This window comes from Phenylobacterium sp., assembly GCF_037189685.1.
Taxonomy (GTDB): Bacteria; Pseudomonadota; Alphaproteobacteria; order Caulobacterales; family Caulobacteraceae; genus Phenylobacterium.
Genome location: NZ_JBBCIT010000014.1, coordinates 69,381 through 93,775 on the forward strand (window position 1 = coordinate 69,381; position 24,395 = coordinate 93,775).

25 protein-coding genes and 3 tRNA genes are annotated in these 24,395 nt (G+C 68.4%); 20 read left to right on the top strand and 8 right to left on the bottom strand.

Annotation, left to right across the window (positions count from 1 at the left end; translation table 11 throughout):
• Positions 1-14 precede the first annotated feature (14 nt).
• The 4 genes from WG212_RS10430 to WG212_RS10445 are packed head-to-tail and all read right to left on the bottom strand — an operon-like array spanning position 15 to position 5,248.
• The gene (locus tag WG212_RS10430) at positions 15-1,061 is read right to left on the bottom strand and encodes an extracellular solute-binding protein (RefSeq protein WP_337187033.1); all 1,047 of its coding nucleotides are present in this window, start codon (positions 1,059-1,061) and stop codon (positions 15-17) included.
• A gap of 29 nt (positions 1,062-1,090) precedes the next feature.
• Positions 1,091-2,185 (bottom strand): alpha-hydroxy acid oxidase, encoded by a 1,095-nt coding sequence (locus tag WG212_RS10435; protein ID WP_337187034.1) that lies wholly within the window; start codon positions 2,183-2,185, stop codon positions 1,091-1,093.
• Positions 2,186-2,193: 8 nt separating this feature from the next.
• Complete coding sequence (locus tag WG212_RS10440; RefSeq protein ID WP_337187035.1) at positions 2,194-2,874, bottom strand: Fe2+-dependent dioxygenase; 681 nt, start codon at positions 2,872-2,874, stop codon at positions 2,194-2,196.
• 52 nt (positions 2,875-2,926) lie between these two features.
• A complete protein-coding gene (locus WG212_RS10445; protein WP_337187036.1) occupies positions 2,927-5,248 on the bottom strand; it encodes a TonB-dependent siderophore receptor in 2,322 nt (773 codons plus the stop codon).
• A gap of 79 nt (positions 5,249-5,327) precedes the next feature.
• Between WG212_RS10445 and WG212_RS10450 the strand changes: the two genes are divergently transcribed.
• Positions 5,328-6,107 (top strand): response regulator transcription factor, encoded by a 780-nt coding sequence (locus tag WG212_RS10450; RefSeq protein WP_337187037.1) that lies wholly within the window; start codon positions 5,328-5,330, stop codon positions 6,105-6,107.
• Positions 6,108-6,140: 33 nt separating this feature from the next.
• The gene (locus WG212_RS10455; RefSeq protein WP_337187038.1) at positions 6,141-7,430 is read left to right on the top strand and encodes an ATP-binding protein; all 1,290 of its coding nucleotides are present in this window, start codon (positions 6,141-6,143) and stop codon (positions 7,428-7,430) included.
• Positions 7,431-7,595: 165 nt separating this feature from the next.
• On the opposite strand, the gene WG212_RS10460 is transcribed toward WG212_RS10455, so the two are convergent.
• Positions 7,596-7,826, bottom strand: a complete 231-nt coding sequence (locus WG212_RS10460; RefSeq protein ID WP_337187039.1) for a helix-turn-helix transcriptional regulator — start codon at positions 7,824-7,826, stop codon at positions 7,596-7,598.
• A gap of 569 nt (positions 7,827-8,395) precedes the next feature.
• Positions 8,396-8,470: transfer RNA gene (locus tag WG212_RS10465), tRNA-Thr, on the bottom strand.
• Between the two features lie 334 nt (positions 8,471-8,804).
• Here WG212_RS10465 and murA point away from each other — a divergent pair.
• The 17 genes from murA (at position 8,805) to WG212_RS10550 (ending at position 20,898) form a co-directional block, all read left to right on the top strand.
• Positions 8,805-10,100: a UDP-N-acetylglucosamine 1-carboxyvinyltransferase gene (gene murA / locus WG212_RS10470; protein ID WP_337187040.1), complete on the top strand. Its 1,296-nt coding sequence runs from the start codon at positions 8,805-8,807 to the stop codon at positions 10,098-10,100.
• 2 nt (positions 10,101-10,102) lie between these two features.
• The gene (locus tag WG212_RS10475) at positions 10,103-10,525 is read left to right on the top strand and encodes a DUF2948 family protein (protein WP_337187041.1); all 423 of its coding nucleotides are present in this window, start codon (positions 10,103-10,105) and stop codon (positions 10,523-10,525) included.
• A gap of 42 nt (positions 10,526-10,567) precedes the next feature.
• Positions 10,568-11,854, top strand: coding sequence for a histidinol dehydrogenase (gene hisD, locus WG212_RS10480; protein ID WP_337187042.1), 1,287 nt, complete (start codon positions 10,568-10,570; stop codon positions 11,852-11,854).
• 64 nt (positions 11,855-11,918) lie between these two features.
• Complete coding sequence (locus WG212_RS10485) at positions 11,919-13,154, top strand: mechanosensitive ion channel domain-containing protein (protein ID WP_337187043.1); 1,236 nt, start codon at positions 11,919-11,921, stop codon at positions 13,152-13,154.
• 92 nt (positions 13,155-13,246) lie between these two features.
• Positions 13,247-13,816 carry an SH3 domain-containing protein gene (locus WG212_RS10490; protein ID WP_337187044.1) on the top strand — a complete coding sequence of 190 codons (570 nt, stop codon included), beginning with the start codon at positions 13,247-13,249 and terminating at the stop codon, positions 13,814-13,816.
• Positions 13,817-13,950: 134 nt separating this feature from the next.
• A complete protein-coding gene (locus WG212_RS10495) occupies positions 13,951-14,430 on the top strand; it encodes a UPF0262 family protein (protein WP_337187045.1) in 480 nt (159 codons plus the stop codon).
• Positions 14,431-14,435: 5 nt separating this feature from the next.
• On the top strand, positions 14,436-14,903 hold the full coding sequence (locus tag WG212_RS10500) for a low molecular weight phosphatase family protein (RefSeq protein ID WP_337187046.1): 468 nt from the start codon (positions 14,436-14,438) through the stop codon (positions 14,901-14,903).
• 117 nt (positions 14,904-15,020) lie between these two features.
• Positions 15,021-15,239 (top strand): translation initiation factor IF-1, encoded by a 219-nt coding sequence (gene infA / locus WG212_RS10505; RefSeq protein WP_111458197.1) that lies wholly within the window; start codon positions 15,021-15,023, stop codon positions 15,237-15,239.
• A gap of 18 nt (positions 15,240-15,257) precedes the next feature.
• Positions 15,258-15,842 (top strand): Maf family nucleotide pyrophosphatase, encoded by a 585-nt coding sequence (locus WG212_RS10510; protein WP_337187047.1) that lies wholly within the window; start codon positions 15,258-15,260, stop codon positions 15,840-15,842.
• Positions 15,839-16,879, top strand: a complete 1,041-nt coding sequence (locus tag WG212_RS10515) for a ribonuclease E/G (RefSeq protein ID WP_337187048.1) — start codon at positions 15,839-15,841, stop codon at positions 16,877-16,879. Before WG212_RS10510 ends, WG212_RS10515 begins: the two co-directional genes overlap by 4 nt.
• Positions 16,876-17,049, top strand: coding sequence for a DNA gyrase inhibitor YacG (gene yacG / locus WG212_RS10520; protein ID WP_337187049.1), 174 nt, complete (start codon positions 16,876-16,878; stop codon positions 17,047-17,049). Before WG212_RS10515 ends, yacG begins: the two co-directional genes overlap by 4 nt.
• 74 nt (positions 17,050-17,123) lie before the next feature.
• Positions 17,124-17,199 (top strand) — tRNA-Phe (locus WG212_RS10525).
• A gap of 486 nt (positions 17,200-17,685) precedes the next feature.
• Positions 17,686-18,573: a MotA/TolQ/ExbB proton channel family protein gene (locus tag WG212_RS10530; RefSeq protein WP_337187050.1), complete on the top strand. Its 888-nt coding sequence runs from the start codon at positions 17,686-17,688 to the stop codon at positions 18,571-18,573.
• A 5-nt stretch (positions 18,574-18,578) separates the two neighbouring features.
• Positions 18,579-19,010 carry a biopolymer transporter ExbD gene (locus tag WG212_RS10535; protein ID WP_337187051.1) on the top strand — a complete coding sequence of 144 codons (432 nt, stop codon included), beginning with the start codon at positions 18,579-18,581 and terminating at the stop codon, positions 19,008-19,010.
• A 9-nt stretch (positions 19,011-19,019) separates the two neighbouring features.
• A complete protein-coding gene (locus WG212_RS10540) occupies positions 19,020-19,724 on the top strand; it encodes an energy transducer TonB (protein ID WP_337187052.1) in 705 nt (234 codons plus the stop codon).
• A gap of 301 nt (positions 19,725-20,025) precedes the next feature.
• A complete protein-coding gene (locus WG212_RS10545; RefSeq protein WP_337187053.1) occupies positions 20,026-20,775 on the top strand; it encodes a LytTR family DNA-binding domain-containing protein in 750 nt (249 codons plus the stop codon).
• 46 nt (positions 20,776-20,821) lie between these two features.
• Positions 20,822-20,898, top strand: a tRNA-His gene (locus WG212_RS10550).
• Positions 20,899-21,093: 195 nt separating this feature from the next.
• Here the strand turns inward: WG212_RS10550 and WG212_RS10555 are convergent.
• Positions 21,094-22,218, bottom strand: a complete 1,125-nt coding sequence (locus WG212_RS10555) for a hypothetical protein (protein ID WP_337187054.1) — start codon at positions 22,216-22,218, stop codon at positions 21,094-21,096.
• A 66-nt stretch (positions 22,219-22,284) separates the two neighbouring features.
• Here WG212_RS10555 and WG212_RS10560 point away from each other — a divergent pair, with 66 nt between their 5' ends.
• On the top strand, positions 22,285-23,883 hold the full coding sequence (locus WG212_RS10560) for a long-chain-fatty-acid--CoA ligase (protein ID WP_337187235.1): 1,599 nt from the start codon (positions 22,285-22,287) through the stop codon (positions 23,881-23,883).
• Between the two features lie 7 nt (positions 23,884-23,890).
• On the opposite strand, the gene WG212_RS10565 is transcribed toward WG212_RS10560, so the two are convergent.
• A complete protein-coding gene (locus WG212_RS10565) occupies positions 23,891-24,376 on the bottom strand; it encodes a MarR family transcriptional regulator (RefSeq protein ID WP_337187055.1) in 486 nt (161 codons plus the stop codon).
• Positions 24,377-24,395 lie beyond the last annotated feature (19 nt).

Here is a 24,395-nt window from a genome sequence, read left to right on the forward strand (position 1 = left end):
ACGACCGTGCGCCCCTAGCGCCAGCCCGCCGCGCTCATCAGGGATTGCGCTTCGGATTGCCGGGGGCCGTAGGTCGCCACGGACATCGGGTGGGCTTGGAACCCGGCGTAGGCATCGACCGGCGCCGGGGCCGGCACGGCCGGGTTGGCGGTGAATTCGCTGTTCTTCTCGGCGACGATATTCTGGGCCTCAGGCGAGGCCAGGAATTCCAGGAATCTCACGGCGTTCTCGCGGTTGGGCGCGTTGGCGGCCACGCCGCCTCCCGAGATGTTCACGTGCGCGCCCTGGCCGTCCAGAGAAGAGAATGCCAGCTTCACCTTGTCGGTCACAGCCTTGTCCTTGGCGTCGCCGCCGCCGGCCATGCGGATATAGTAGTAGCTGTTCGTCAGAGCGATCTCGCAGACGCCCGCTCCGACAGCGCGAATCTGGTCACGGTCGCCGCCTTCGGGAGGCCGAGCCATGTTGGCCACCACGCCCTTCACCCACTCTCCGGCCTTCTGGGGACCCCAGGCTTCGATCAGCGCACCGACCAGCGAGAGGTTGTAGACGCTGTCGGCCGAGCGCACGCAGAGCTTCTTGCGGAAACGCGGAGAGGCGATCTCCTCGTAGGTGTCGATCTCCTCGGGCCGCACCTTGGCGGGGTCGTAGGCGACGATCCGAGCCCGGCGGGAGAAGCCGAACCAGCGCCCCTCAGGCTCGCGCAGATTCGCCGGGATGGCCGCCTCGAGCGCCGGCGACGAGGTGGGTTGCAGCAGGTTGGCGTTCTGGGCTCGCCATAGCGCGCCGGCGTCTGCAGCCAGGAACACGTCCGCAGGACTGGACGCGCCTTCGCTGGTCATGCGCGCGATGAGTTGATCGGGATTGCCCTCGATGCGGTTGACCTTGATCCCCGTCTCCTTGGTGAAGCGTTCGTAGAGGGCGAGATCGGCGTCATAGTGGCGCGCAGTGTAGAGATTCAGCTCGCCGGAGTCGGTCGGGGCTCCCGCCTTCTCGGTATTCGATGGGCTGCAGGCCGCAAGGGCCAGCAGGGCGGCTGCGGCAAGAGGAATGGAACGGGTCATGGGGCCTCCTTGGGGGTAGGAAGTCTGCGTCAGGACCTGAGCGCAGTGCGATCAATCTCGGAAAGCCTATGCCGTCCGGTGAGCGCCATTGTCGCTTCCAGTTCGGCGCGTAGCATATGAATGACGTGCGAAACGCCAACGGCGCCGGCGGCGGCCAAGCCCCAGATATAGGGGCGCCCTATGAGAACGGCGCGAGCGCCCAGCGCGAGCGCCTTGAAAGCATCACCGCCGCTGCGAACACCTCCGTCGAACAGTACGGGAGCCCGATCGCCGACAATCCCGGTAACCTCGGGTAGCACATCGAGGCTTGCCGGCTGGCCGTCGAGCACCCGGCCGCCGTGGTTTGAGACGATGACACCATCTGCGCCCTCGTCCAATGCGCGGACCGCATCCTCGGCCGTCATCACGCCCTTCACGAGGATCGGTAGCGACGTCTGGCTCCGGAGCCAGGCGAAGTCGCGCCAGGTCGCGGCCGCGGCGAGCAGCGGGCCGCCCAGCAGGACGGGTTGGCCGGCTCGCGCGGTATGGCTGGGTGGCGGCGGCACGCCGCGCAGGTTGGCGGCTTCGATCTCCGGGGGCAGGCGGAAGGCGGCGCGCTGTTCACGCGGCCGGAAGCCGCTAATCGGGGCGTCCGCGGTCACGACGAGGGCGCCGTAGCCGGCGGCCTCGGCCCGACGGACGAGGTCCAGCGTGACGGCGCGATCGGGCTGGATGTAGAGCTGAAACCAGAGAGGGGTCGCCGCCTGGCTGGCCACGTCCTCAAGCGTGACGCTGGCCTGGGTGCTGACGACAAGGCCGGCGCCGCCCGCCGACGCGCCCAAGGCGGTCGCCAGCTCGCCGTCGGGATGGGCCAGCCGGTGAAAGGCTACAGGCGCGAGAAGGATCGGGAGACCGAAGCTCTGATTGAAGAGCTCCAGGTTCGTGTGGCCATCGGTGAGGTCGGCGAACACGCGGGTGCGCAGCGTCAACTGTGAGAAGGCGCCGACGTTCCGGGCCACAGTGACCTCATCCGACGCGCCCCCGGAGAGGTACGCCCATGCGGGTTCGCTCAAGCGCTCCCGGGCCGCAGCCTCGTAGTCGCCGACAGTCGCTATCGTATGCGGGATTGCCTGAAGCTTCGGCAACGGGCCGCTCACGTCTGCGACCACGACCGGAGGAGGTTGTGGTAGAGGCCAGTCAGCCGCACCACAGACGGGTGGTCGGGCGTATCGACCCGCAAAGCGCGGATGGCGTCGTCCAGTTCCAAGAGCATCTCACGCCGCTCGGTCTCGCGGACCATACTCTCGATCCAGAAGAAGGCGGCCAGGCGCTCGCCTCTGGTCACGGTGGTGACCCGATGGACAGTACGGGCGGAATAGAGCGCCATATGGCCTGCTGGCAGCTTGATGCAGGTGGGGCCGAACTCCCCGTCTATCACCAGTTCGCCACCGTCGTAGTCGTCGGGCTCGCTTAGAAAAAGGGTGGCCGACAAGTCGCTGCGAAGACGGTGCGGGGAGCCAGGAACCGAAAACACTGCGGCGTCCACATGATCCCCATAGACGCCGCCACCCGCATAGCGATTGAATCGCGGTGGGAGCACCTTCAGGGGCAAGGCCCCGGCGAGAAAGCGCTCGTTGCGGGCCAGCCGCTCCAGGATCAGACTCCCCAACTGTGCAGCGACGGGATCGTCGTCGGCCAGTTGCTGGTTCGCCTTCACGCGTTCCGCCACAGGTCCGGCGGTCGCCCGCCCGTCGCGCCAAGAAGCGTCCCGGAGATCCTGGCGAAAGGCGCGAACCTCTTCATGAGAGAGGACCGCGGGGATCGCCAGCATCATCTTCAGGACACTCCCTTGCGTCGCCGCCAACCGGCGGCGAGCCGCCCGTCGGTCAGAAGCGGAATGCGGCCGTCATCAGAAAGGCTCGAGGCGTCCCCAGGGTAGCCCGGCTGCCGTTCCAGTTGGTCGATACAGCATGCTTCTCATTGGTGAGGTTGTCGATGTTCAGCCGCAGATCGATCGTCTCGTTGACCTCATAGGACGCGTAGCCGTGGAGGAGCGTGTAGCTGGGAAGCTTCCCAAACATGCCGTTGGGGATGATCCGGTTCGCATCGTCCGGCCGTCCCAGGAAGGACGAACCGACGTGCTGGACGCCGCCGCCCAGTGTGAGGCCGAACGGGAAGCGGTAGGTGGTCCAGAGGTTGGCGGTCACATCTGGCGTGAAGGCCAGCTTGTCGCCGCTGGCGCGGAGGAACGCGCCGTAGTCGGCGGGATTGGCTCGCCGGCGCACTTCGTCCAAGTAGGCGCTGTGTTTGCGCTCGCTGTCGATCCAGGCGAGACCGCCATAGACTTCCCAGGCCTCGGTGATCCGCCCGGAAACACCGATCTCAACGCCCTGGACGACCTGTTTGCCGTAGCCTTTGAGGCTGTCCGCCGTCTCGCCCACATCGCGCCCGGTGATGGGGGCGTTGCGCTTGACGGTGTGGAAGACCGCGGCCGTGGTCGACAGGCGACCTTCGAACAGGTCCCACTTGAGCCCGACTTCATAGTTGTCGGACCGCACGGTCTTGGCGCCGGCCACAAAGCCCGGGAACGCATTCTCGCCCGTACGCGAAATGTCGGGATTCGAAAGATAGGAGCCGGGGGGCTGCGCCGCCGTGCCAACCGAAGCGTAGAGGCTGGCGTTCGGCGCAGGCTTGTATACGAGGCCGATCTTGCCGCCCCAGTTGGTGTCTGACAGCTTGAAGTTGGCCAGGGCGCCAACGGGCGCTCCGGCGGCGGTCCGGCTCTGGATCTCGGCATCGTAGCTTTCGAGGCGGATGCCGCCCGTGATCTGCCATTGCTCGCCGATCTCGATAGTGTCGTAGACATAGGCTGCGACGGTATCGACCTTGACCTGGGCGCGTTCGGTGGGCGCCAGGACGGCCCCCGCCGCCCGATCCGGGTTGGGGTCGCGCAGGCTGGCTGCAGGAGGATTGACGGTGCCCAGCCGATCGGAGTCGGATTTCTCGCGCGTGAACTCCACGCCCGCGGCGATGCTGTGCGACAGGCTGCCGGAGTCGAACCTGACCGTGAGGTTCGTGAAGTTGGTGAGGGTCTCGTTCTTTCGACGATAGAACTGGGTCTGGGTCGGAACCAAAGTGGTGGCGGCTGTGAAGCCGGTCGGTACGGTGAAGCGCGCGTCGCGGTCCACCTCGGAGAACCGGGTCTGATTGGTGATGCGCAGACCCTCGGCAAACTGCCCTTCGAAGCGCAGAAGCACGGCGTCGCTGCGGGTGTCGTCGAAGTCGGAGCGCAGGCCGTAGAACGCATCGCGCGGCGCGCCGGCGGTCAGCGGATTGTAGGCGGCCGTCCCCTTGATCGAGGCGCCTGGCACGCCCCATTCGGGCCGGTCGTCCTGGCTGACGTGCTCATAGGCGAGGATCGCCCTGAGATTGGGCGAGAGTGTCGCGGCCACCGAGGGCGCAATTCCCCACGTCTTCTTGCGGGCCAGTTCGCGCCCCGGGACGCCACTGTCCTCCAGAACGGCGTTCAGGCGCACCGCGAGGTTGTCTGCCAGTACGTGGTTGATATCGACCAATCCACGCTTGCGGGTCTTCGAGTCATACTGGTCGAAGCCGATACTGACCGCGCCCGAGACGGCGTTCTCGCTCCCCGGGCTCTTGGTGACGATGTTCACGTAGCCGCCAGGGCCGCCACGGCCGTTGTCGGCGGCAGGACCCTTGACCACTTCGACGCGTTCGACGTTGAACACATCACGCGCATAGCTGCCTGAATCGCGCGAGCCGTCGATGAACACGGAGCCGCTGGCGTCGAACCCACGCATGCTGAAGTTGTTGGTCGACGTCGAAAAACCGTTCTCGCCGGCGTTGAAGCTGATGCCCGGCGTGTTGCGCAGCACCTCGGTGAGGTTGCGTGCGCCGCGCTCCTCGATGATCTGCTGAGGGATGACCGAGACGGTCTGAGGGGTGTCGAGCAGCTTCGCCGTGCGCTTGGGCGATTCCGCATCGGTCGCGCCCAGGACCTCCACCGCGCTGACCGGGGTGCCTTGGGAGTCGTCGAACGCCTCGGCGATGGCCGGGCTCGATGACGCCAATGCGCCGACCAGGGCCACAAAGGCCGTTCCCGTCGGTCCCGCCACGGCCTTCCAGCCGGTCTCAGCGCTTTTCGTTCTCTTGTCCACGTCCGTCACACCCATCAGAATGATAGTCACTCGCAGTCGCGCTTTGCGGAGCGCCGGGAGCGAGTGTCAATGGCCGAGGCCGCCAGGACGTTCAGGGCAACACTTTGAAATGATTCAGCGACATACCCGACATGATCTGGTGGCGAATCCGGGGCCGATCGTTCGTCAGCCGTCTCCACCGGCGACCATCCTTGTCGTCGACGATGATCCCGCGATGCGGATCCTGCTTGCCGATCTGCTTCGCAAGAACGGCTTCCACGCTCGCGGTGCGGCGAGTGGAGCCGAAGCCTGCGACGACGTGGCGGCGGGCGATGTGGACCTGATCCTGCTCGACGTGATGATGCCCGGGATGAGCGGTTTCGATGTCTGTCGCGCGCTGAGACGCGATGCGGACGGTGGCCCGCCGATCATCATGGTGAGCGCGCGCGGAGAAGAGGCCGATCGTGTCGCTGGATTGGAACTGGGCGCTGACGACTACATCGCCAAGCCCTTCGCGCAGAGTGAACTGCTGGCGCGCGTCCGCGCGGTCCTTCGCCGAGGCGCGGCGGGGCGTGCGGCGGGGTGGGGGCGGCCCCAGCGTCTGACGTTCCTGGGCTGGATCGTGGATCTGCGCCGGCGAGAGGTCTTCACGCCGTCCGGCGCTCGGGTCGATCTCTCGGGCGCCGAATTTGATCTCCTCGTGGCTCTGCTGGAACATCCGCAACGGGTGATCGGCCGGGCCGCGCTGCTGGAGATGTCGCGTGTCCGGCTGGGAAGCCCGTCGGATCGAAGCGTCGACGTGCTGATCAGCCGACTGAGGCGCAAGCTCGAGGGGGAGGACACAGGCGAGTTGATCCGAACCGTGCGCGGCGCCGGGTACATGTTCGTGCCTGACGTCGAGCAGGTCTAGGAGGTGCTAAGCCGCGTTTGGCCCGACGGACTGGTGGCGCGCATTGCGGTGGTGATGTTCCTGGCGCTGTCGATCGAATGCCTGGGAGGCGAATGGCTGTTTCAACGGGCGGAGGCCGAGCGGGTCGCCGAAGCCCGGCTGCGCAGGCTGGCGGAACACCTCGCGGTCGCCGACCGCATCGTTGCGGACCTGCCTCACGCCACTCGCGATTCCAACCTGCGGCGCCTCTGGCCGGGCGACCCGAACCTGCGCTGGACGGCGGATGCCGACGGGGGGGTGGCTCGTCTCGACGCCGCCCCGATGGAGGAGGTCCGGGCCGCCCTCGACCGTGCGACCCCGGCGTTGTCGTCTCGTGGCGTGCGGCTGTCGGCCACCTCGGCGCCGGGCCGCCTGGCGGGCGCGATGCAGTTGCAGGACGGGTCATGGCTTCGCTTCGAGACCCGGGATGTGGCGCTCGCATCGCCAGTTCTTGAACGCCTGGGGGGGCCGCTCCTGACACTGCTGGCTGGCGTCAGTATCGCCACAGCGGGCCTGGCCGTGATGGTCGCGCGTCCGCTGCGACGGCTGGCCTGGGCGGCCGACCAGGTCGGACGGGCGGAAGACCCCGTGGTTGTTCCGGAAGAGGGGCCGAAGGAGGTCCGGCTGGTGGCCGGCGCCTTCAACGCCATGCGCGACAGGTTGTTGCAGCAGGTGGATGAACGCATGCAGGCCCTGGCGGCCGTCTCGCATGATCTTCGGACCCCGATCGCCCGCCTGCGCCTCCGGACATCGGAAGTCCGGCCGGCCCGGGTCCGCCACGGCGTACAGCACGACCTCGACGACATGGATCGTTTCGTGACGTCCGTGCTCGACTATCTGCGAGGCGGCGACGCCGAGGCGCTGCAGGCCGTGGATCTGGCGACCATCATCCAGACCATTGTGGACGAAGCCCAGGATGCCGGCGCAGACGTATCCTACGAGGGGCCTCGGCGCCTGGAAGCCTCCACGCGGCCCGTGAAGTTGCAGCGGGCTGTCCTGAACCTGGTTCAGAACGCCGTTCGGCATGCGGACAGGACAGTCGTGTCGTTGCGTCGTGAAGGCGCGAGCGCGGTCATCGTGGTCCAGGATGACGGTCCTGGCATTCCGGCCGACAAGCTCGAGGCCGTCTTCCAGCCGTTCTACCGGATCGAGGATTCCCGGAACCGGGTGACCGGCGGCGCCGGTCTGGGCCTCTCGATCGTGCGACGCGCCGCCGTTCGGCTCAAGGGGCAGGTCTCGCTTGTGAACCTCTCGGGCGGGGGCCTGCAGGCGACGTTGGTCATCCCCCTGGAAGCGTCCTCCTAGAGGGGCCGTCGCTGAGCTCTGCTCAAGGCGCGCCGGCTATCCGTCCTGTCCAAACGCGGGCCAGCTCATCGACATGACCACCCGTCGGATCGAGTGGGGACGGGCGGGTTTCGAGGCGCGATTGCGTTGATCGGCGCAGCAATCCAGCGTCTGGCCTCGACCTTCCTAGGTCCGCCGGGGCGGAGGATCGAAGCCTACGGGCAAATAGCCGCGCAGGAAGGCTTCGACCGCCACGGATACCGGACCGGAGATCGGCCGCTTGCCGGCCTCCATCTCGAGGATTCGGCTTTCGCCGTGCTTGTCGGCCGAGCTGAAACGAAGCGCACGGGCGAGGTCCGCAGGAGACCAGCCCATAGCCTCACGCGCCTGGCGCAAATGATCGCCGGTCTCTATCACCGCGCGGCTCCGAGGCTACGCCAGACGGATGAGTGCGCGCCTGTCTGGCCACAAGACACCTTCATATAGAGTTCCATCTCAAAAAGAATGCGGCGTCCGCCTTCGGTCTGCTGGAGCGCGGATGTTCCTAGGGCAGTAGCCTTTCCAGGGCCAGACGCCACGGATGGGCTGGCGCAATTGCTCGGGGCGCACCGCCAGGAGCGCCTTTGTTCCGGCCGGCAGCGCCCCGGGATTGCGGACCGCCAGGCGACCGCAATGTCCGGTGCTGAGGACGGCGCCGGCGGGTGAGGACGATCTCGTCAGTGAGTGCCCCTGGGCTCGAACAGCGCGCTTCTCGGGCTCCAGGCTGGCGATGAACCTTGCTGGGTCCGATGCCGGAAGGTCGGCGATGCCGAGGAAGTCGGGCAGTTCGTTGTCCGTCACGCCGTCGCCTCCGCATTGCGGTAAGGGCGAGAACGGGCGCCGAGCGAGTCCCCCGGATTTCCCCCACCTTGTTGGTATTCGCGAGTTGTTCTGGGGTTTTCCGGTGGGGAGTGGGATGATCTCTATCCCCACTCCCCTAGGAAGAATGGTGCCGCCGGGCAGGATTGAACTGCCGACCTCAGCCTTACCAAGGATGCGCTCTACCACTGAGCTACGGCGGCGAAGGCGGGCGCTATAGCGGGAGCCGGGCGTGACGTGAAGCCCAAATTGACGTCAGGGGCGCTTGACGGGGGAGACCCAGCGCCGCAGGTGGAGCGGATGGCGAAAGGCGACGACGAGGGACGGGGGCCGCGGGATCCGCGCGAGGCGAAGCTGGCCCAGGCGCTGCGGGCGAATCTCCGTCGTCGGAAGGCCTCGGGCGCCGCCCCGCCGGCGCCGAAACCGCAAGGCGTCTCCACGGATTGACCGCTTGGCGCGTCCGCGGCGCGCAGGCTAGATACCCGCGGAGAGGCGCCGCGACGGACTGCGACGCCACGTGCGTCGTAAGGATACCGATTGGATCGCATCGCCATCACGGGCGGCGCGCGGCTGCAGGGCGAGATCCCGATCAGCGGCGCCAAGAATTCGGCCATCAAGCTGATGGCCGCCAGCCTGCTCACCGAAGACCCGCTGCGCCTGACCAACATGCCCCGCCTGGCGGACACCCGGTTTCTCGGGAAGCTGCTTCAGCGCCTGGGCACGGAGGTGGTCGAGCGCGACGGGCCGGACGGGCCTGAGACTTTGCTCACCACCCGCGAGATCGTCAGCGGCTTCGCCCCCTACGATCTCGTCCGGCAGATGCGGGCCTCGTTCAACGTGCTGGGGCCGTTGCTGGCGCGCTCGGGGCAGGCCAAGGTCTCGATGCCCGGGGGCTGCGCCATCGGCGCGCGGCCGGTGGACCTGCACCTCAAGGCGCTCGAAGCGCTGGGCGCCGAGATCGACCTGCACGAAGGCTATGTCTACGCCCAGGCCCCTCGCGGGTTGCGGGGCGGTGAGGTGGAGTTTCCCTTCGTGTCGGTCGGCGCCACCGAACACACCCTGCTGGCCGCCGTGCTGGCCGAGGGGGTGACCGTGATCCGCAACGCGGCCTGCGAGCCCGAGATCACCGATCTCGCGGACTGCCTCAACAAGATGGGCGCCAAGGTCTCGGGCGCCGGAACGCCCACCATCCTCATCGAGGGGGTCGGCCGCCTGTCGGGCGCGACCCATGCCGTCCTGCCCGACCGGATCGAGACCGGCACCTATGCGCTGGCCGCCGCGATGGCGGGCGGCGAGGTGCGGCTGACCCGGACGCGGAGCGACTTCATCCAGGCCCTGATCGACAAGATGGTCGAGGCCGGGGTCGAGGTCATCCCGCACAATGACGGCCTGACGGTCCGGCGGAACGGCAGCCGGTTGCGCGCGGTCGAGGTGACGACCGATCCCTATCCGGGCTTCGCGACGGACCTCCAGGCCCAGTTCATGGCGCTGATGACACTGGCTGACGGCGAGAGCGTGTTCCGCGAGACCATCTTCGAGAACCGCTTCATGCACGTTCCCGAACTGGCCCGCCTGGGCGCCGACATCTCGGTCCACGGCGGGGAGGCGCGGGTGCGCGGCGTGGCGGAACTGCAGGGCGCCCAGGTGATGGCGACTGACCTTCGCGCCTCGGTGAGCCTGGTGATCGCCGGGCTGGCTGCGCGCGGCGAAACCATCGTCAATCGCGTGTACCACCTGGATCGCGGCTTCGAGCGGCTGGAGGAAAAACTGGGCGCCTGCGGCGCGCAGGTCCGCCGCCTCAAGGGCGAAGGGGTCGCGGAGGAAGTCGAGTAGGCATGTCCCAAACGCCGCTCCAGCTCCTGGCCATCGATCCCGACGACCTGGCCGTACTTTCCGTCGCACTGCAGGACGCGGTGGCCAAGGTGGGGGACATCGCCTACGAGCCGAAGGCGCGCCGCCTGACGATCGCCTTCAACCGCTACCGATGGGAGGCGGGCGGCCGCCAGCGGGTGCGATCGGCCCTGCAGGTGGGCGGGGTGATGGGGGTCCAGACCCGCCGGATCCGCCGCGAGCGTCGGGATGCGGTGGTGGAGCTGCTGTCCCTGGACTTCAAGGCGGGCGAGGCGCCCGGCGGCGTGCTGATGCTGACCTTCGCAGGGGGCGGCGACCTGCGGGCGCAGGTGGAGTGCGTGGACGCGGTTCTGGCCGATGTCTCGGCCCCCTGGCCCACGCCCAGGACCCCGCAGCACGGCGCGTGAGCGGATAGCCTTCGGGCGCCGCGACGGGTAAGAGAGCGCGCCATGCGCCGTTTCCATTTCTCCGATCCCGGGTTCGACACCGCGTTCCCGGCCTTCGTGGCCGAGCGCCGGGACACGCCCGAAGAGGTGGACGCCATCGTTCGCGACGTGCTGGCGGCGGTTCGCGCCGAAGGCGTGGCCGCGCTCATCCGCTACGCACGTGAGTTCGACCGGTTCGAGCTGACCGAGGCGAACCTGCGGGTGCCGGCCGAGGAGATCGAGGCGGGCGCGGCGGAATGTCCTGCCGACGTGCGCGACGCCATCGCGTTCGCCGCCCGCCGCATCCGCGCGTACCACGAGCGGCAGCGGCCCGCGGACCAGCGGTTCACCGATGAGGCGGGTGTCGAACTCGGCTGGCGCTGGACGCCGCTGGAGGCCGTGGGAATCTATGTGCCCGGCGGCCGGGCCGCCTATCCTTCCACGGTGCTCATGAACGCGGTGCCCGCCGCCGCCGCCGGCGTCGGCCGCATCGCGATGGTGACGCCCCCCGGACGCCTCCAGCCCGCCGTCCTGGCCGCCGCGAAGGAAGCCGGGGTGACCGAGATCTGGCGCGTGGGCGGCGCCCAGGCTGTGGCGGCCCTCGCCTACGGCGCGGGACCTGTCCGGCCGGTGGACAAGATCGTGGGCCCCGGCAACGCCTTCGTCACCGCCGCCAAGCGTCGGGTCTACGGGACCGTCGGGATCGACGCCCTCGCCGGACCGTCCGAGATCGTGGTGGTGGCCGACGGCCTGAACAATCCCGAGTGGATCGCCGCCGACCTCCTGTCCCAGGCCGAACACGACCCGGCCGCCCAGTCCATCCTGATCACGGACGACGAGGCCTTCGCGGCGCGCGTGGAAGCCGCTCTCGAGGCGCAACTCGGCGCGCTGGCGACGGGCGAGGACGCCCGCGCCTCGTGGCGGGACCACGGGGCGGTGGTGATCGCGCCGCTGGACGAAGCCCCCGGTCTGGTGGACCTGATCGCGCCCGAGCACGTGGAGTTCGCGACGGATGCGCCCGAGCGCCTGGCCGACCGGGTGCGCCATGCCGGGGCCATCTTCCTCGGCCGGCACGCGCCCGAGGCCGTGGGCGACTATGTCGCGGGTTCGAACCACGTGCTGCCGACCAGCCGCGCGGCGCGGTTCTCGTCGGGCCTGTCGCTGTTCGATTTCCTGAAGCGCACCTCGATCATCCGGTGCGACGAAGCCGCGTTCGCGGCTCTCGCGCCGGCGACGATCGCGCTGGCCGAGGCGGAAGGGCTGCCTGCCCACGCCCGTTCCGCCGCGATCCGGATGGGGCAGGGCGCCTGAGGTCAGGAACCCTCGGCGACGGCCGGGCGTTGCCGGCCGAAGTGTCCGAGGTTAAGCCCAGAACGTGTTTGTAACTGCAGAATCCTCCGAGGCGTCGGCCGACGCCGCGACGAAGCCGGCCTTCACCGAACAGGTGGTCGCCACGACGACAGGCGTGGTCGACCACCTCCTGAGCCTCGACCCGCGCATCGCCGGCCTGAATCTCGTCGCCTCCGCCATCGTTGTTGCGCTTGCTGTGGGCCTCGTCTGGGGCGTGGGCCGGGTGCTCGACTACTGGCTCGCGCGGGTCTCGGTCGCGGGGGCTGCGGCCGAAGCCGAGGAGGCGCGCACCCGGAAGGCGGCGCGCCTCACCTGGGCGCTCTTCCGGCTCAGCGTAGGACTGGCGGTCTTGGCCGTCCTGCTGGATGTCTGGGGCATCGACGTCCGGGCGTGGCTGTCCGGGGGCGCGGGGGCCCGGCTGGTGCGCCTCGTGCTGGTGGTGCTGTTGGCGACCGCGCTGGTGGAGCTCGCGGGCTTCGTCATAAAGCGGCTCATCGACGGCTTCGCGCGCCGGAGCGGCGATCCTCGCCGGGCCGCGCAGCTCCGGACGCTGGGACCGCTTCTGACCGGCAGCGCCCAGACCATCCTGGTCGTGGTCGGCGTGCTCACGGTGCTCACGGAGATCGGCCTCAAGGTCGGTCCGATCCTCGCCAGCGCCGGCGTCCTGGGCATCGCCGTGGGTTTCGGGGCCCAGACCCTGGTGAAGGACTTCCTGACCGGGGTCTTCCTCATCGCCGAGGATGTCGTCTCGGTGGGCGACAACGTCCAGATCGGGAGTTCCAGCGGCACGGTCGAAGCCATGACCCTGCGCACGATCCGCCTTCGCGACGCGAACGCCACGCTGCACATCTTTCCGTACAGCGAGGCCCAGGTCATCCATAACCGGACCAAGGTCTTCTCCTCGTACCTCGCCGAAATCCCGATCAGCTATGACAACGACGTCGACCGGGCGCTGGAGGTCGTGCGCAAGGTGGGAGAGGGTCTTCAGGCCGATCCCCAGTATGGGCGGATGATCACCCGGCCATTCGAGGTGATGGGCGTGGACCGCCTCGCCGACAACGCCGTCTACCTGAAGGCCCGGCTCACGACCCAGCCCCGCGCCCAGTGGGAGATCGGTCGCGAGTTCAACCGACGCCTCAAGAACGCCTTCGACGCGGAGGGCGTCCTCACCCCGGTCAAGACGACGCCGGTCGCCGCCCAGCCGCTGGAGGAACAGTTCCCGGCCGCCGCCGAAGAACCGCCCGCCGACGGCAAAACCTGAACATGGCCTGTCCGCCATCGCGCCGGGGCGGTTCAGATGGGGGCCGCTAGGAACCTGGTCATCACGAGATCCATGACGGACTGGAGATGACCATGCGGATCCTGCCCTCAAAGACCCATCGCGGCCTCGCGACGCCCCTGATCGCCGTCGCCCTGCTCCTGGGTGGAGGCGCGAGCGCCAACGCCGGGGTCCTGGGCTGTACGGCGCCCGGCGGCAAGCAGGAGGCCGGCGCCGTGGTCGGGGCCCTGGTCGGGGGCTTCATCGGAAACCAGGTGGGCGGGCGCAACGCCACCGGAGAGACCGTCGCCGGGGCGGCGCTTGGCGCGGCCGCCGGGTCCGCCATCGGCTGCGAGGCGCAGAAGGATCGCGCCAAATCCGCGTCGACCTACACCCAGGGCGGATATCGTCTGTCGCGAAACGTTTCGCCGGCCCGCTACAGCCGGATCGACGGCCCCTTCGTGGCCCTGAGCGGTGTGAACGTGCGGTCGGCGCCGACCACAGGCTCGGCTCGGGTCGGCCGCCTTCAGAACGGAGAACGCTTTCAGGCGCTGGCCCAGGTGCGTGGGACAGACTGGATCCTGGTGGGCCGGAACGGCGTGGGCGTCGGCTATGTGCGCGGCGACTTCGTGCGGCCGCTCAATCCACGCTACGCCGGCCGTTGATGCGGGGCCGGCCGGACATCCCGCGCCTGCGCGTGGGGTGTCCTTTTTGTCCCAGCTGAGCTGTCTGAGCGGCCGATGCAGACTGTCGGGATGACGAAGCCCCCCGGATTGCAATAAAGCTCCGCCGAGGAGCCATGGCCGAAGACCCGAGCAAGACCCACCGGCTGCAGTCCGTCGAGCTTGACGAGGAGTCGCTCGCGGCGGTTTCGCGCGACCAGGAGCAGGAGCGCCAGATCGCGATCTTCGATCTGTTGGAGGAGAACCACTTCCATCCCGAGGGCGCCGAGGGCGGCCCCTACGACCTGCGGATGGGCCTTCTGGAGAACCGCCTGGTCCTCGACGTCCGCGGCCCTGCCTATGAGCGCCGCCACATCCTGTCGCTGTCGCCGTTCCGGATGCTGATCAAGGACTACTTCATCATCTGCGACAGCTACTATCAGGCGATCCGCAGTTCGACGCCGCAGCAGATCGAGGCCTTGGACATGGGCCGGCGCGGCTTGCACAACGAGGCGTCCGAGCTCCTGCGTACGCGCCTGGGCGGCAAGATCGAGACGGATCTCGATACCGCCCGCCGGCTCTTCACCCTGATCTGCGCCCTGCACTGGCGGGGCTGAGCTTGATGGCGGCGGACCCCGCGAAACGGCTGCCGGACGCCGTTCTCTTCTGCTGCAACTTCAATCAGGTGCGCTCGCCGATGGCCGAATCGCTCCTGAAGACCTTCGCCGGCACGCGGATCTTCGTGGATAGCTGCGGTCTGAAGCGCGGCGATTTCGATCCCGACGAGGACGACATGGAGGTCGACCCGCTCGCCGCCGAGGTCATGCGCGAGGTGGGTGTCGACCTCTCCGGCCACCGCTGCAAGACGTTCGACGAACTGGAGGACGATTCCTTCGACCTGGTGGTCTCCCTCACGCCCGAGGCGCAGCACAGGGCGGTGGAGCTGGCCCGGGGCCGGTCGGCCGAGATCGAATACTGGCCCACACTGGACCCCACCCTGACCGAAGGCTCGCGGGAGCACAGGCTCGAAGCCTACCGCCAGGTCCGCGACGGGCTCGCCCAGCGTATCCGGCGACGTTTCGGCCTGTGAGGAGGCCATCGACGTTGTCATGGCCGATGCGCTATACTGGTCGCCGGAATAGCGGCTCGCGGCCCGACGGCGCGAGCCGTCGTCTTATGTAGAGCCGCTGAGGATCAAGGGAGCCGCATGGCGAAAGAAGAACTGCTGGAGTTTCCAGGCACGGTCAGCGAGGTGCTGCCGAACGCCACGTTCCGGGTGAAGCTTGAGAACGATCACGAGATCATCGCCCATACGGCCGGCAAGATGCGCAAGAACCGCATCCGGGTTTCGGCCGGCGACAAGGTCCTGGTCGAGATGACGCCGTACGACCTGACGAAGGGCCGCATCACCTTCCGCGTCCGCTAGACGGCCCGAGGCTGCGACTTGGCTTCTGAGCCGCGCCTCGTCCTGGCTTCCGCGAGCCCGCGCCGCCTCGAACTCCTGCGTCAGATCGGCTTCGCGCCGGACGCCGTCGAGGCCGCCGAACTGGACGAGACTCCCCAACCCAAGGAAACGCCGCGCGTCCTGGCCGGCCGGCTGGCCGAGGCCAAGGCCGCGCATGTCGCCGCCCGGCGGCCGGGCGAGTACGTGCTCGCAGCCGACACCGTGGTGGCTGTGGGCCGGCGGATCCTGCCCAAGGCCGAGGACCGGCGCGAGGTGGCGTCGTGCCTGAGCCTGCTCTCCGGCCGCGCCCACAAGGTCCTGACCGGCGTATGCGCGCGCGCCCCGGACGGCCGTGCCGCCAGCCGCGTCGTGGAGAGCCGCGTGCGCTTCAAGCGCCTGTCGCCGGCCGAGATCGACGCCTACCTTTCCAGCGGCGAGGGCGTGGGAAAGGCCGGGGGCTACGCCATCCAGGGCCTGGCTGGCGCCCTCGTCATGTCGCTCCAGGGGTCTTACTCCGGAGTGGTCGGCCTGCCGCTGTACGAAACCGCGAGCCTTCTCACCGGCCTCGGTTACCGGCGCTCATGAGCGAGCGTCGCGCCTATCTCGACTCCGGCCTCGGCGAGGATCGCGGCGTGGTCACCCTGGACGGGCGGCCTGAGCGTCTCTTCCTGCGCCGCGAGGGGGATGATCCGCGCCTGCTGCTGGGCGCCCGCCTGGTCGCGCGCGTCGAACAGGTGGAGCCGGCCCTGGCCAGCGCCTTCCTGGACCTGGGGGGCGTCCAGGCCATTCTGCCGTTCAAACCCGACGCACGGCCTGTGCGCGGCGCGGCCGTGACCGTGGAGATCCGAAGCGAGCCCCGCGAGGGCAAGCTGGCGACGGTGCGGACCCTGGGGACGGGGGAGGGGGCGCCCCGACTGATCGAGCCGGCCCCGACGCTCGACCTCGCGGTGCGGGGGCTCGTTCGCGAGGGACGGGTGACGATCGGGCCTGAAGCCCGGCGCGTGGCCGACGAGGCCGAGGACGAGGCGTTGCAGACGATCCACGCCCTGCCGGGGGGCGGGACGATCGCCATCGAACCCACGCGCGCGCTGACGGCCGTGGACGTGGACCTGGGCGAACGCAAGGGGCCGGACGGCAAGCGCGCCGCGCGTCAGGCCAACCTCGCCGCACTTTCCGAGGCCGCGCGCCTCCTGCGGCTCAAGGGGCTGGGAGGCCTGGTGGTGGTGGATCTGGTGGGGCGTGGGCATGATGGCGCGGCGCTTCTGGCGGCGGCCCGCCATGCCTTCGGGCCGGACAATCCCGGCGTCGCCATCGGGCCCGTCGGGCGTTTCGGAACCATGGAACTGTCGATACCGCGCCGCGCCGCGCCCGTCCTGGAGCGGTTGCGGCGACCCGAGGGCGGACTCACGGACGCGGCCCTGGCCCATCGCCTCGTCCGCCGGCTGGAGGCCGAGAGCGCGGCCCAACCGGGAGCCCGGCTCGAAGCCCGGTGCGCGCCCGGTGTGGCCGCGGCGGCCGAATTCCCGGCGCGCCGCCTTCTCGAGCGGATTGGAGCCCGTTTCTCGATCCTCACCGAGGCAGGGCGGCGGCGGGACGACTTCGACGTGGGGCCGGCGCGATGAGCTGTCCCATCTGCGGCAAACCCCCTCTGCCGGCCTATCGCCCGTTCTGTTCGAAGCGTTGCGCCGACGTGGACCTTCAGCGTTGGCTGACGGGGGCCTACGCCGTGCCCGCGCAGGAGGACGAGAGTGGGCCGTCCGGCGATCTCGCCGGGGGCTCCGGGGACGATTGAGGACGTCTCACGGGCCCGCTGGACTTACGGGAACGCCTCTTCTATAGACGCGGCTCCCGCGCGCCGGGACCCAAGCCTGGGTAGCTCAGTTGGTAGAGCAGCGGATTGAAAATCCGCGTGTCGGTGGTTCGAATCCGCCCCCAGGCACCATCGCCCCCAGCACATCGATTTCATCAGCCTGATTTTGTGGGTCCGATTTCGGCGACCTCGGATCGCCGAGATTGCTGCATTGCAGCATGTCGGCGCCGCTTTCGATGGTGAAACGCAGGGCGTGCAGCGCTTCTTGCATGTGCAGCGCACAATCCGTGCGGATGCGTCAGTATTTTGACTGCGGCGGGCAAGCTTCTGCCCCTTGACGCTTCGACAAGGGGTTGCCAAAGGGTCATGCCGCTCTCTTACAAAGCGGTAAGACTTTGGGTTCCTCTCGTGGGAGTTCAAGGCCGTCCGCACCGTTAGAAACGCCAATCCTGCCTCAGTCGGGAGTCCGCGTTTTGGGTCGGGCGCAGCGACAGCGCCTCTGGCGTTTCGGTTCGCGCATGCGGGCTGGGCGCCAGGGTTGTTTCAACTAGGGTGGAGACGCTCTCGCGCGACGACCCTCCGGCCAATCGTGCTAGACCAACCAGGAACTGGCGACAGATGCTCGACAACAAACTCAAGACCACGTTTTCCGCTCTCTTCGGCGCCGCGGCGCTGATGATGAGCGCGCCGGCGTTCGCTCAGGACGCCGCCCCGGCCGCCCCTGCCGCCGCCGATGCGGCTGCGGTCCCGGCCGCCGACGCTGCGCCTCCGGCCCCCGCGGCCGAAGAAGCCGCCGATCCGCCCACCATGAAGAACGCCGGCAAGCTGAATGTCGGCACCATGTTCATGGACTCCGACCCGGTCGTGAAGGTGATCATGATCGGCCTGGCCCTGGCTTCGGTGTTCAGCTGGGCTCTGCTCATCGTGAAGATCCTCGAGTTCAACGCCCTCAACAAGGCGTCGGACGGCTTCGTGGAGAACTTCCGCAGCGCCAAGTCGATCAACGACATGAGCCGCATCGCCCTGTCTGAAGAGTATGACGGGAACCCGCTGGCCGACATGGCCGCCGCCGCCGCCCAGGAGATCGAACTCTCCAAGCAGGCGGGCCTGTCCATCACCGGCGAGCACCGCGACACCACCATCGATCGCGCCCAACACGCCGTGAGCGCCGTTCAGGCGACGCTCGCCCGTCGTCTGTCGGGCGGCATGCAGTACCTCGCGTCGGTGGGTTCGAACGGTCCGTTCATCGGCCTGTTCGGTACGGTGTACGGGATCATGAACTCGTTCATCGGGATCGCGAACACCAACACGACCAACCTGGCCGTCGTGGCGCCCGGCATCGCCGAGGCCCTGCTGGCGACCGGCCTGGGCCTCTTCGCGGCCATCCCCTCGGTTATCTTCTACAACTACTTCCAGACCCGCATCTCCGCTTACGGCGCGCGGTCGGAAGGGTTCGTGGCCGAGCTGATGAACGCGATCTCCCGGCAGCTCGACAAGGGGGCCTAATCTAGATGGCCGCCAAGATCTCCAGTTCCGGAGGCGGGCGCTACCAAGAGGATCAGAACGCCGAGATCAACGTGACGCCTTTCGTCGACGTGATGTTGGTTCTTCTGATCATCTTCATGGTTGCGGCGCCGATGGCGGCCGTGACGGTCAAGGTGAATTTGCCACCGGCCGTCGCCCCGCTCGGCACCAATCCCCCGAAGCCGGTCTACATCTCGATCCAGCCGGGCGGGAACCTGTACATCCAGGACTTCCGCACCGACCTTCCGATGCTGGGCGACGACCTCCGCAAACAGCTGGGCGAGTCGCGCAACCCCGAGAAGGAGCGGATCTTCATCCGCGCGGACAAGGACGTGCTCTACGGCGACTTCATGGGCGTGATGAACATGCTGCAGGACAACGGGTTCTACAGCGTGGCCCTCGTCGGCGAAGACAAGTAGGTGGCGCCCATGTCTGAGACATCACCTGACCACGCCATCGTCCGGCACAATCCGTTCGATGACCCGAAGCCTCCGCGCCGTCCGGGGATGATCATCGCCCTTCTGGTGGCGGTGGTCGTGCACGCCGCGCTCGGGGTGTATCTGTGGAAGGCGCGCTTCGACCCGAAGTACAAGGAGTACTCGGACGAGGTGACGGACGTGTCGATCATCAAGCCCGTCCCGCCGCCTCCGCCGCCTCCGCCGCCCCCGCCGCCCCCGAACACGCCGCCGCCGCCGCCGCCCAAGCTGCAGCCGCGGCCGCCGGTGGCGGTGCCCGACGTGCCTTCGATTCCGCCGCTGCCGGTTCCGCCGGTCGAGCGCCGGATCGAAGAGCCCCGGCCTCCCGCGGCCCCGCCGCCCGAGCCGCCGCGGCCGTCGGTCATCACCAACCCCGATTGGCGTCGTCGTCCCTCGGGTGAGGACATCGCCAGGTTCTACCCCGACCGCGCTTCGCGGATGGAGGTGGAAGGCCGTGCCACCCTCAGCTGCTCGGTCACCGCCCGCGGGACCTTGGAGAACTGCTCGGTGGTCGAGGAGCAACCGGACAACATGGGCTTCGGCGACTCCGCCATGCGCATGAGCCGGCTGTTCCAGATGCGGCCGCAGACCAGGGACGGCCAGCCGGTCGACGGTGGGACTGTGCGGATTCCAATCCGCTTCACCCTGCCGAAGTAGGCGGTCGAACTCCGGACGTCAGGGCCCCGGCTGCGTGAGCAGCCGGGGCCTTTTCGTTTGTGCGCCGACATGTGGGATGTCGGCGACGTGGATACGATGGGCCCGTCCGGCCCGACGGGACGCGCTCCGGCGCGCTTTCCGAAGGACGCGGTTCGACCTTAAGAACGGCGGGCGGCCCCACAGGGAGGGCCTGGAGCCGAAGAACGTGCCGGAACGGTCACAGCCAAGTATGCGGTCCGGAGGCGTGCTGGCGCGTGACCCTGTGGGCGACGGGCTTTTCCTCGCTGTCGTCGCAGCGCTGATGCCTCTCTTTTCGGTGGTGAACACGCTCAGCGTGTTGGACGAACACCGTCGGCGCGGCGAGCGGCTGCCGTTCTGGGAGCCCTTGCTGTGGGAGACGTCCAGCATTGCGATGTGGCTGGCGTTGAGCCCGCTGATCATGGGGCTCACCCGCCGCATCTGGCCCCTGTCGCGGCCGTGGTGGCGCGCATTCGGCGTGCATGCGGCCGCGCTCGCCGGGATCTCCCTGGCGCACGTCGGGGGGATGGGCGCCCTGCGGTGGATCGGGTACGCGGCGGCGGGGCGCGCCTACCCTCCGACAGGCCCCCTGAACCAGTTCCTCTATGAATTCCGCAAGGATGCGCTGGTCTATGCGGGCCTCGTGACGCTCTACATGTGCTGGCGGCTCTATCGCCAGCGGGCCGCGCCGTCTCCGCCGGTCGCCGCAGAGCCGGCCCTCGAGGTGCGTGACGGCGCGCGGCGACATTTCGTGCCCCTCGCCGAGATCGCCTATGTCGAGGCTGCCGGGAACTATGTTGAACTCCACCGCGGGACCCTGCCGATCCTTCATCGTGCGTCGCTTTCGGCGTTGGAGCGCGATCTCGCGGGGGCCGGGTTCGTACGCATTCATCGCGCCCGCCTCGTCCGCCGTGGAGCGGTGGCGCGGGTGGATTCCCGTTCGTCCGGCGACTTCGTCGTGACCCTGTCCGACGGCCGCCAACTCGCAGGTTCGCGCCGCTACAGGCGGCCGCTGCTCGAGCCCCGAGCATAAGCTTGATCCGACGACGCCCGACGACTAGAAAGCGCGCTCACGACACGCCGCCTTAGCTCAGTTGGGTAGAGCGCCAGATTGTGGCTCTGGAGGTCCCCCGTTCGAACCGGGGAGGCGGTACCATCGCAAGAGATTGGAAGGGCTGGGATGTGTCCCGGTCCTTTTTCGTTTCCAGCGCCGATACGCGGCTCGCCCTGCGCGTCCTGCGGGCTTGATCCTTCGCGCTTCGATCCGGACTGTGCCGCCCTGTCGGGGCCGCCCGTCTCGCCTCGGACGAGGCTGCCGCAAGGGGCGCCCGGGCGCCCCTTGCGGATCACGTCAGACCCTGGCTTTCGCCCAGTCGCAGATCAGCGTGGCGGCGGCGTTGCGCACCTCTGGGCTGTCCTCGAAGTAGTGGGCGCCGGGAATCAGTTCGAGGGTTTTGTCCTTCGAGCCCAAGAAGCTGTAGATGTCGCGGGCGTCCTGCGGAAACACGCCCGTGTCCGCCGTGCCCTGGACCACCAGGGCAGGTTCGCTGAACTTCTCCAGGTGGGGCTTGCCCTGGCATTTCGAGGTTTCCAGGCTCCACATCGACAGCCAGGTCTTGATGTTGTTGGCCCGGCCGATGGACGGCGTCCTGTTGGCCACCGCCGGATGGCCCCGGTAGCACATCGGCGTCGGGCGATCCGACGGGTCGATCGTCCCGTCCATCATCCGCAGGTCGCCCCAGCAGCGGAAAAGGGGGAAGACGCGGTCGGGAATGCCGGCGTCGTTGAGGCGCTTGAGTTCGGCCTTGGCCCAGTCGGTGATGCGCTGGTTGCGCGCCCGCTGCGCGGCGCGGTAGCGGGCGATGAACTCGGGCGTGTAGGGCGGCTTGTTGGCCTCGCTGAAAGGGTCCAGTTCGGGATCGGTCGGAATCGGATCGAACTCGTCGATCACCGAGGCGTCCATCCAGTCGGTCAGCACCTCGGGCCGGCCCTGGTGGGCATTGAGCGACACGTACAACTCGGCCTTGGGCAGGGTTTCGTACGCCTCGCGCGCGGCGCCGGTGAGCGCCCCGGCCAGTGTCGGCCGGATGGCCTCGCCCTGGTAGGCGCCCATCAGGGAGCCGCCCCCCGAATTGCCCAGGATGATGACCGTCTCGACCCCGGCCACCTCGCGCAGCCAGCGCATGCCGACGCCGATGTCGAGGATGGCGTGCTCCAGCAGGAACTGGTCCTCGAAGCCGCGATAGCGGGTGTTCCACCCCAGGAATCCGAAGCCCCGCGTGGCGAGGTAGGGGGCGATGTAGTGCTCGGAGAAATCGACGTTGTAGTGCGTGGCGATGAAGGCGGCCTTGGGCTTCTGGCCCTTCGGCGTCCAGTATATGCCCTGACAGGGATGGCCGCCGGCCTGGATGCGGGGCGCCGTCGGTGACGGGAAGCCAAGAAACTGGGTGTCCACCTTCGACAACAGATCGCTCAAGCCTTCCATCGGCGCTTCCCCTGATCCTATAGTTCGGTATCTAAGCAATAGCCGTGGGAGGTGATGATGCAAGGCCTGATGCAGGACATTCCGCTCACTCTGGACCGCATCATCGACCACGCGGCCCGCTGGCACGGCGACCGCGAGATCGTCAGCCGCGACGCCGAGGGGCGGATGAACCGCACCACCTACGCCGCCGCGCACGCCCGCGCGAAACAGGTGTCGAACGCCCTCCGGGCCTACGGGATCGGCATGGGCGACCGCGTGGCCACGATGGGCTGGAACGGCTATCGCCACTTCGAGGCCTGGTACGGCGCCATCGGGATCGGCGCGGTGCTTCATACGCTGAACCCGCGCCTGTTCCCCGAGCAGATCGCCTACATCATCAACCACGCCGAGGACCGGCTTATCCTGGCCGATCCCGCGTGCCGGCCCCTGATCGAGCAACTCCTGCCGCAGTGCCCGACGGTCGAGCGGGTGATCTGGTTCGACGATGATTTCGACGCCTGGATAGCCGGACAGTCCGCCGACTGCGCCTGGGGCGGTTTCGACGAGCGGACGGCGGCGGGCCTCTGCTATACGTCGGGCACCACCGGCAACCCCAAGGGCGTGCTCTACGGCCACCGGTCGAACTACCTGCACTGCCTGATGACGCTGCAGGCCGACGCCCTGGCCCTTTCGGCGCGCGACACGGTCCTGCTGGTGACGCCGATGTACCACGCCAACGCCTGGGGGGTGGTCTATTCGGCGCCTGCGGTGGGGGCGAAGCTGGTGCTGCCGGGCCAGAGGATGGACGGCGCCTCGGTTCACGAACTGCTGGAGACCGAGGGCGTCACCTACTCGGCCGCCGTGCCCACGGTCTGGCAGATGCTCCTGACCCATCTCAAGGAGACCGGCGGCAAGCTCTCCACGCTCCAGCGGGTGACGATCGGCGGTTCGGCCGTCCCCGAGAGCATGATCCGCACCTTCCGCGACGACTACGGCGTGGACGTGATCCAGGGCTGGGGGATGACCGAGACCTCGCCCCTGGCCACGGTCTCGATCCCCGACGCGCGGGTGGCGGCGCTGAGCGACGAGGCGCAGCTCGCCTACAAGCTCAAGCAGGGGCGGCTGATCTGCGGGGTCGACCTGAAGCTGGCGGACGATGCGGGCCGCACCCTGCCGCACGACGGCAGGACCTTCGGCCGGCTGATGGTGAAGGGGCCGACCATCGCCGCGGGCTATTTCCGCGGGGAGGGCGGCGCGGTTCTGGACGCCGAGGGCTTCTTCGACACGGGTGACGTCTCGACCATCGACCCGCACGGCTACATGCAGATCACCGACCGGGCGAAGGACGTGATCAAGTCGGGCGGCGAGTGGATCAGCTCCATCGAGGTCGAGAACCTCGCCGTGGGCCATCCGGCGGCCGAACTGTGCGCGGTGATCGGGGTGGCCCATCCCAAGTGGGACGAACGGCCGATCCTGCTGGTCAAGCTCAAGCCCGGCCGGGAAGCGACCCGCGAAGACTTCCTGGCCTTCCTCGAGGGCAAGATCGCCCGCTGGTGGACGCCCGACGATGTCGTCTTCGTGGACGACATCCCCTTGGGCGCCACGGGCAAGATCGACAAGAAGCTGCTGCGCCAGCGTTTGGCCGACTATCGCCTCCCCGAACTGGAGAAGGCCTGACGCGGGATCAGACGGGAGCGTCGGACGATACGTCGTCCACCTCGGGGGCGAGGTTGCGGCCCACGTGTTGCAGCAGCCGCCGCAGCGCCAGGACCTCGTCTTCCGTCAGGCCGGCGAGCGCGATCTCGTTCACCTCGGTGATGCAGGGCGCCAGGGTCTCGCGCAGCGCGCGGGCCTCGGGCGTGAGGTAGACGTGGGTCTTCCGCCGGTCCTCCGCGCTCTGGCGGCGGACGACGAACCCGCTGCGCTCCAGGCTCTTCAGCGCGGTGACGGTGGTTGGCTCGCGCATGCCCACGCGCCGTGACAGCTCGCGCTGGGTCAGTCCCTCCTCGCGCCAGAGCACGCGAAGGAACCGCCACTGCCCGGCCGTGACCCCGTGGGGCGCGGTCCTGCGTTCCAGCGCCCGGGAGAAGTTGCGGAACGCGATCCGGGTCAGGTAGCCGATGCTGTTGTTGGGGTCGGCGTAGAGATCCGCCGTCGACTCCTTGCTCATGACGGTTCCTTCGCATCCA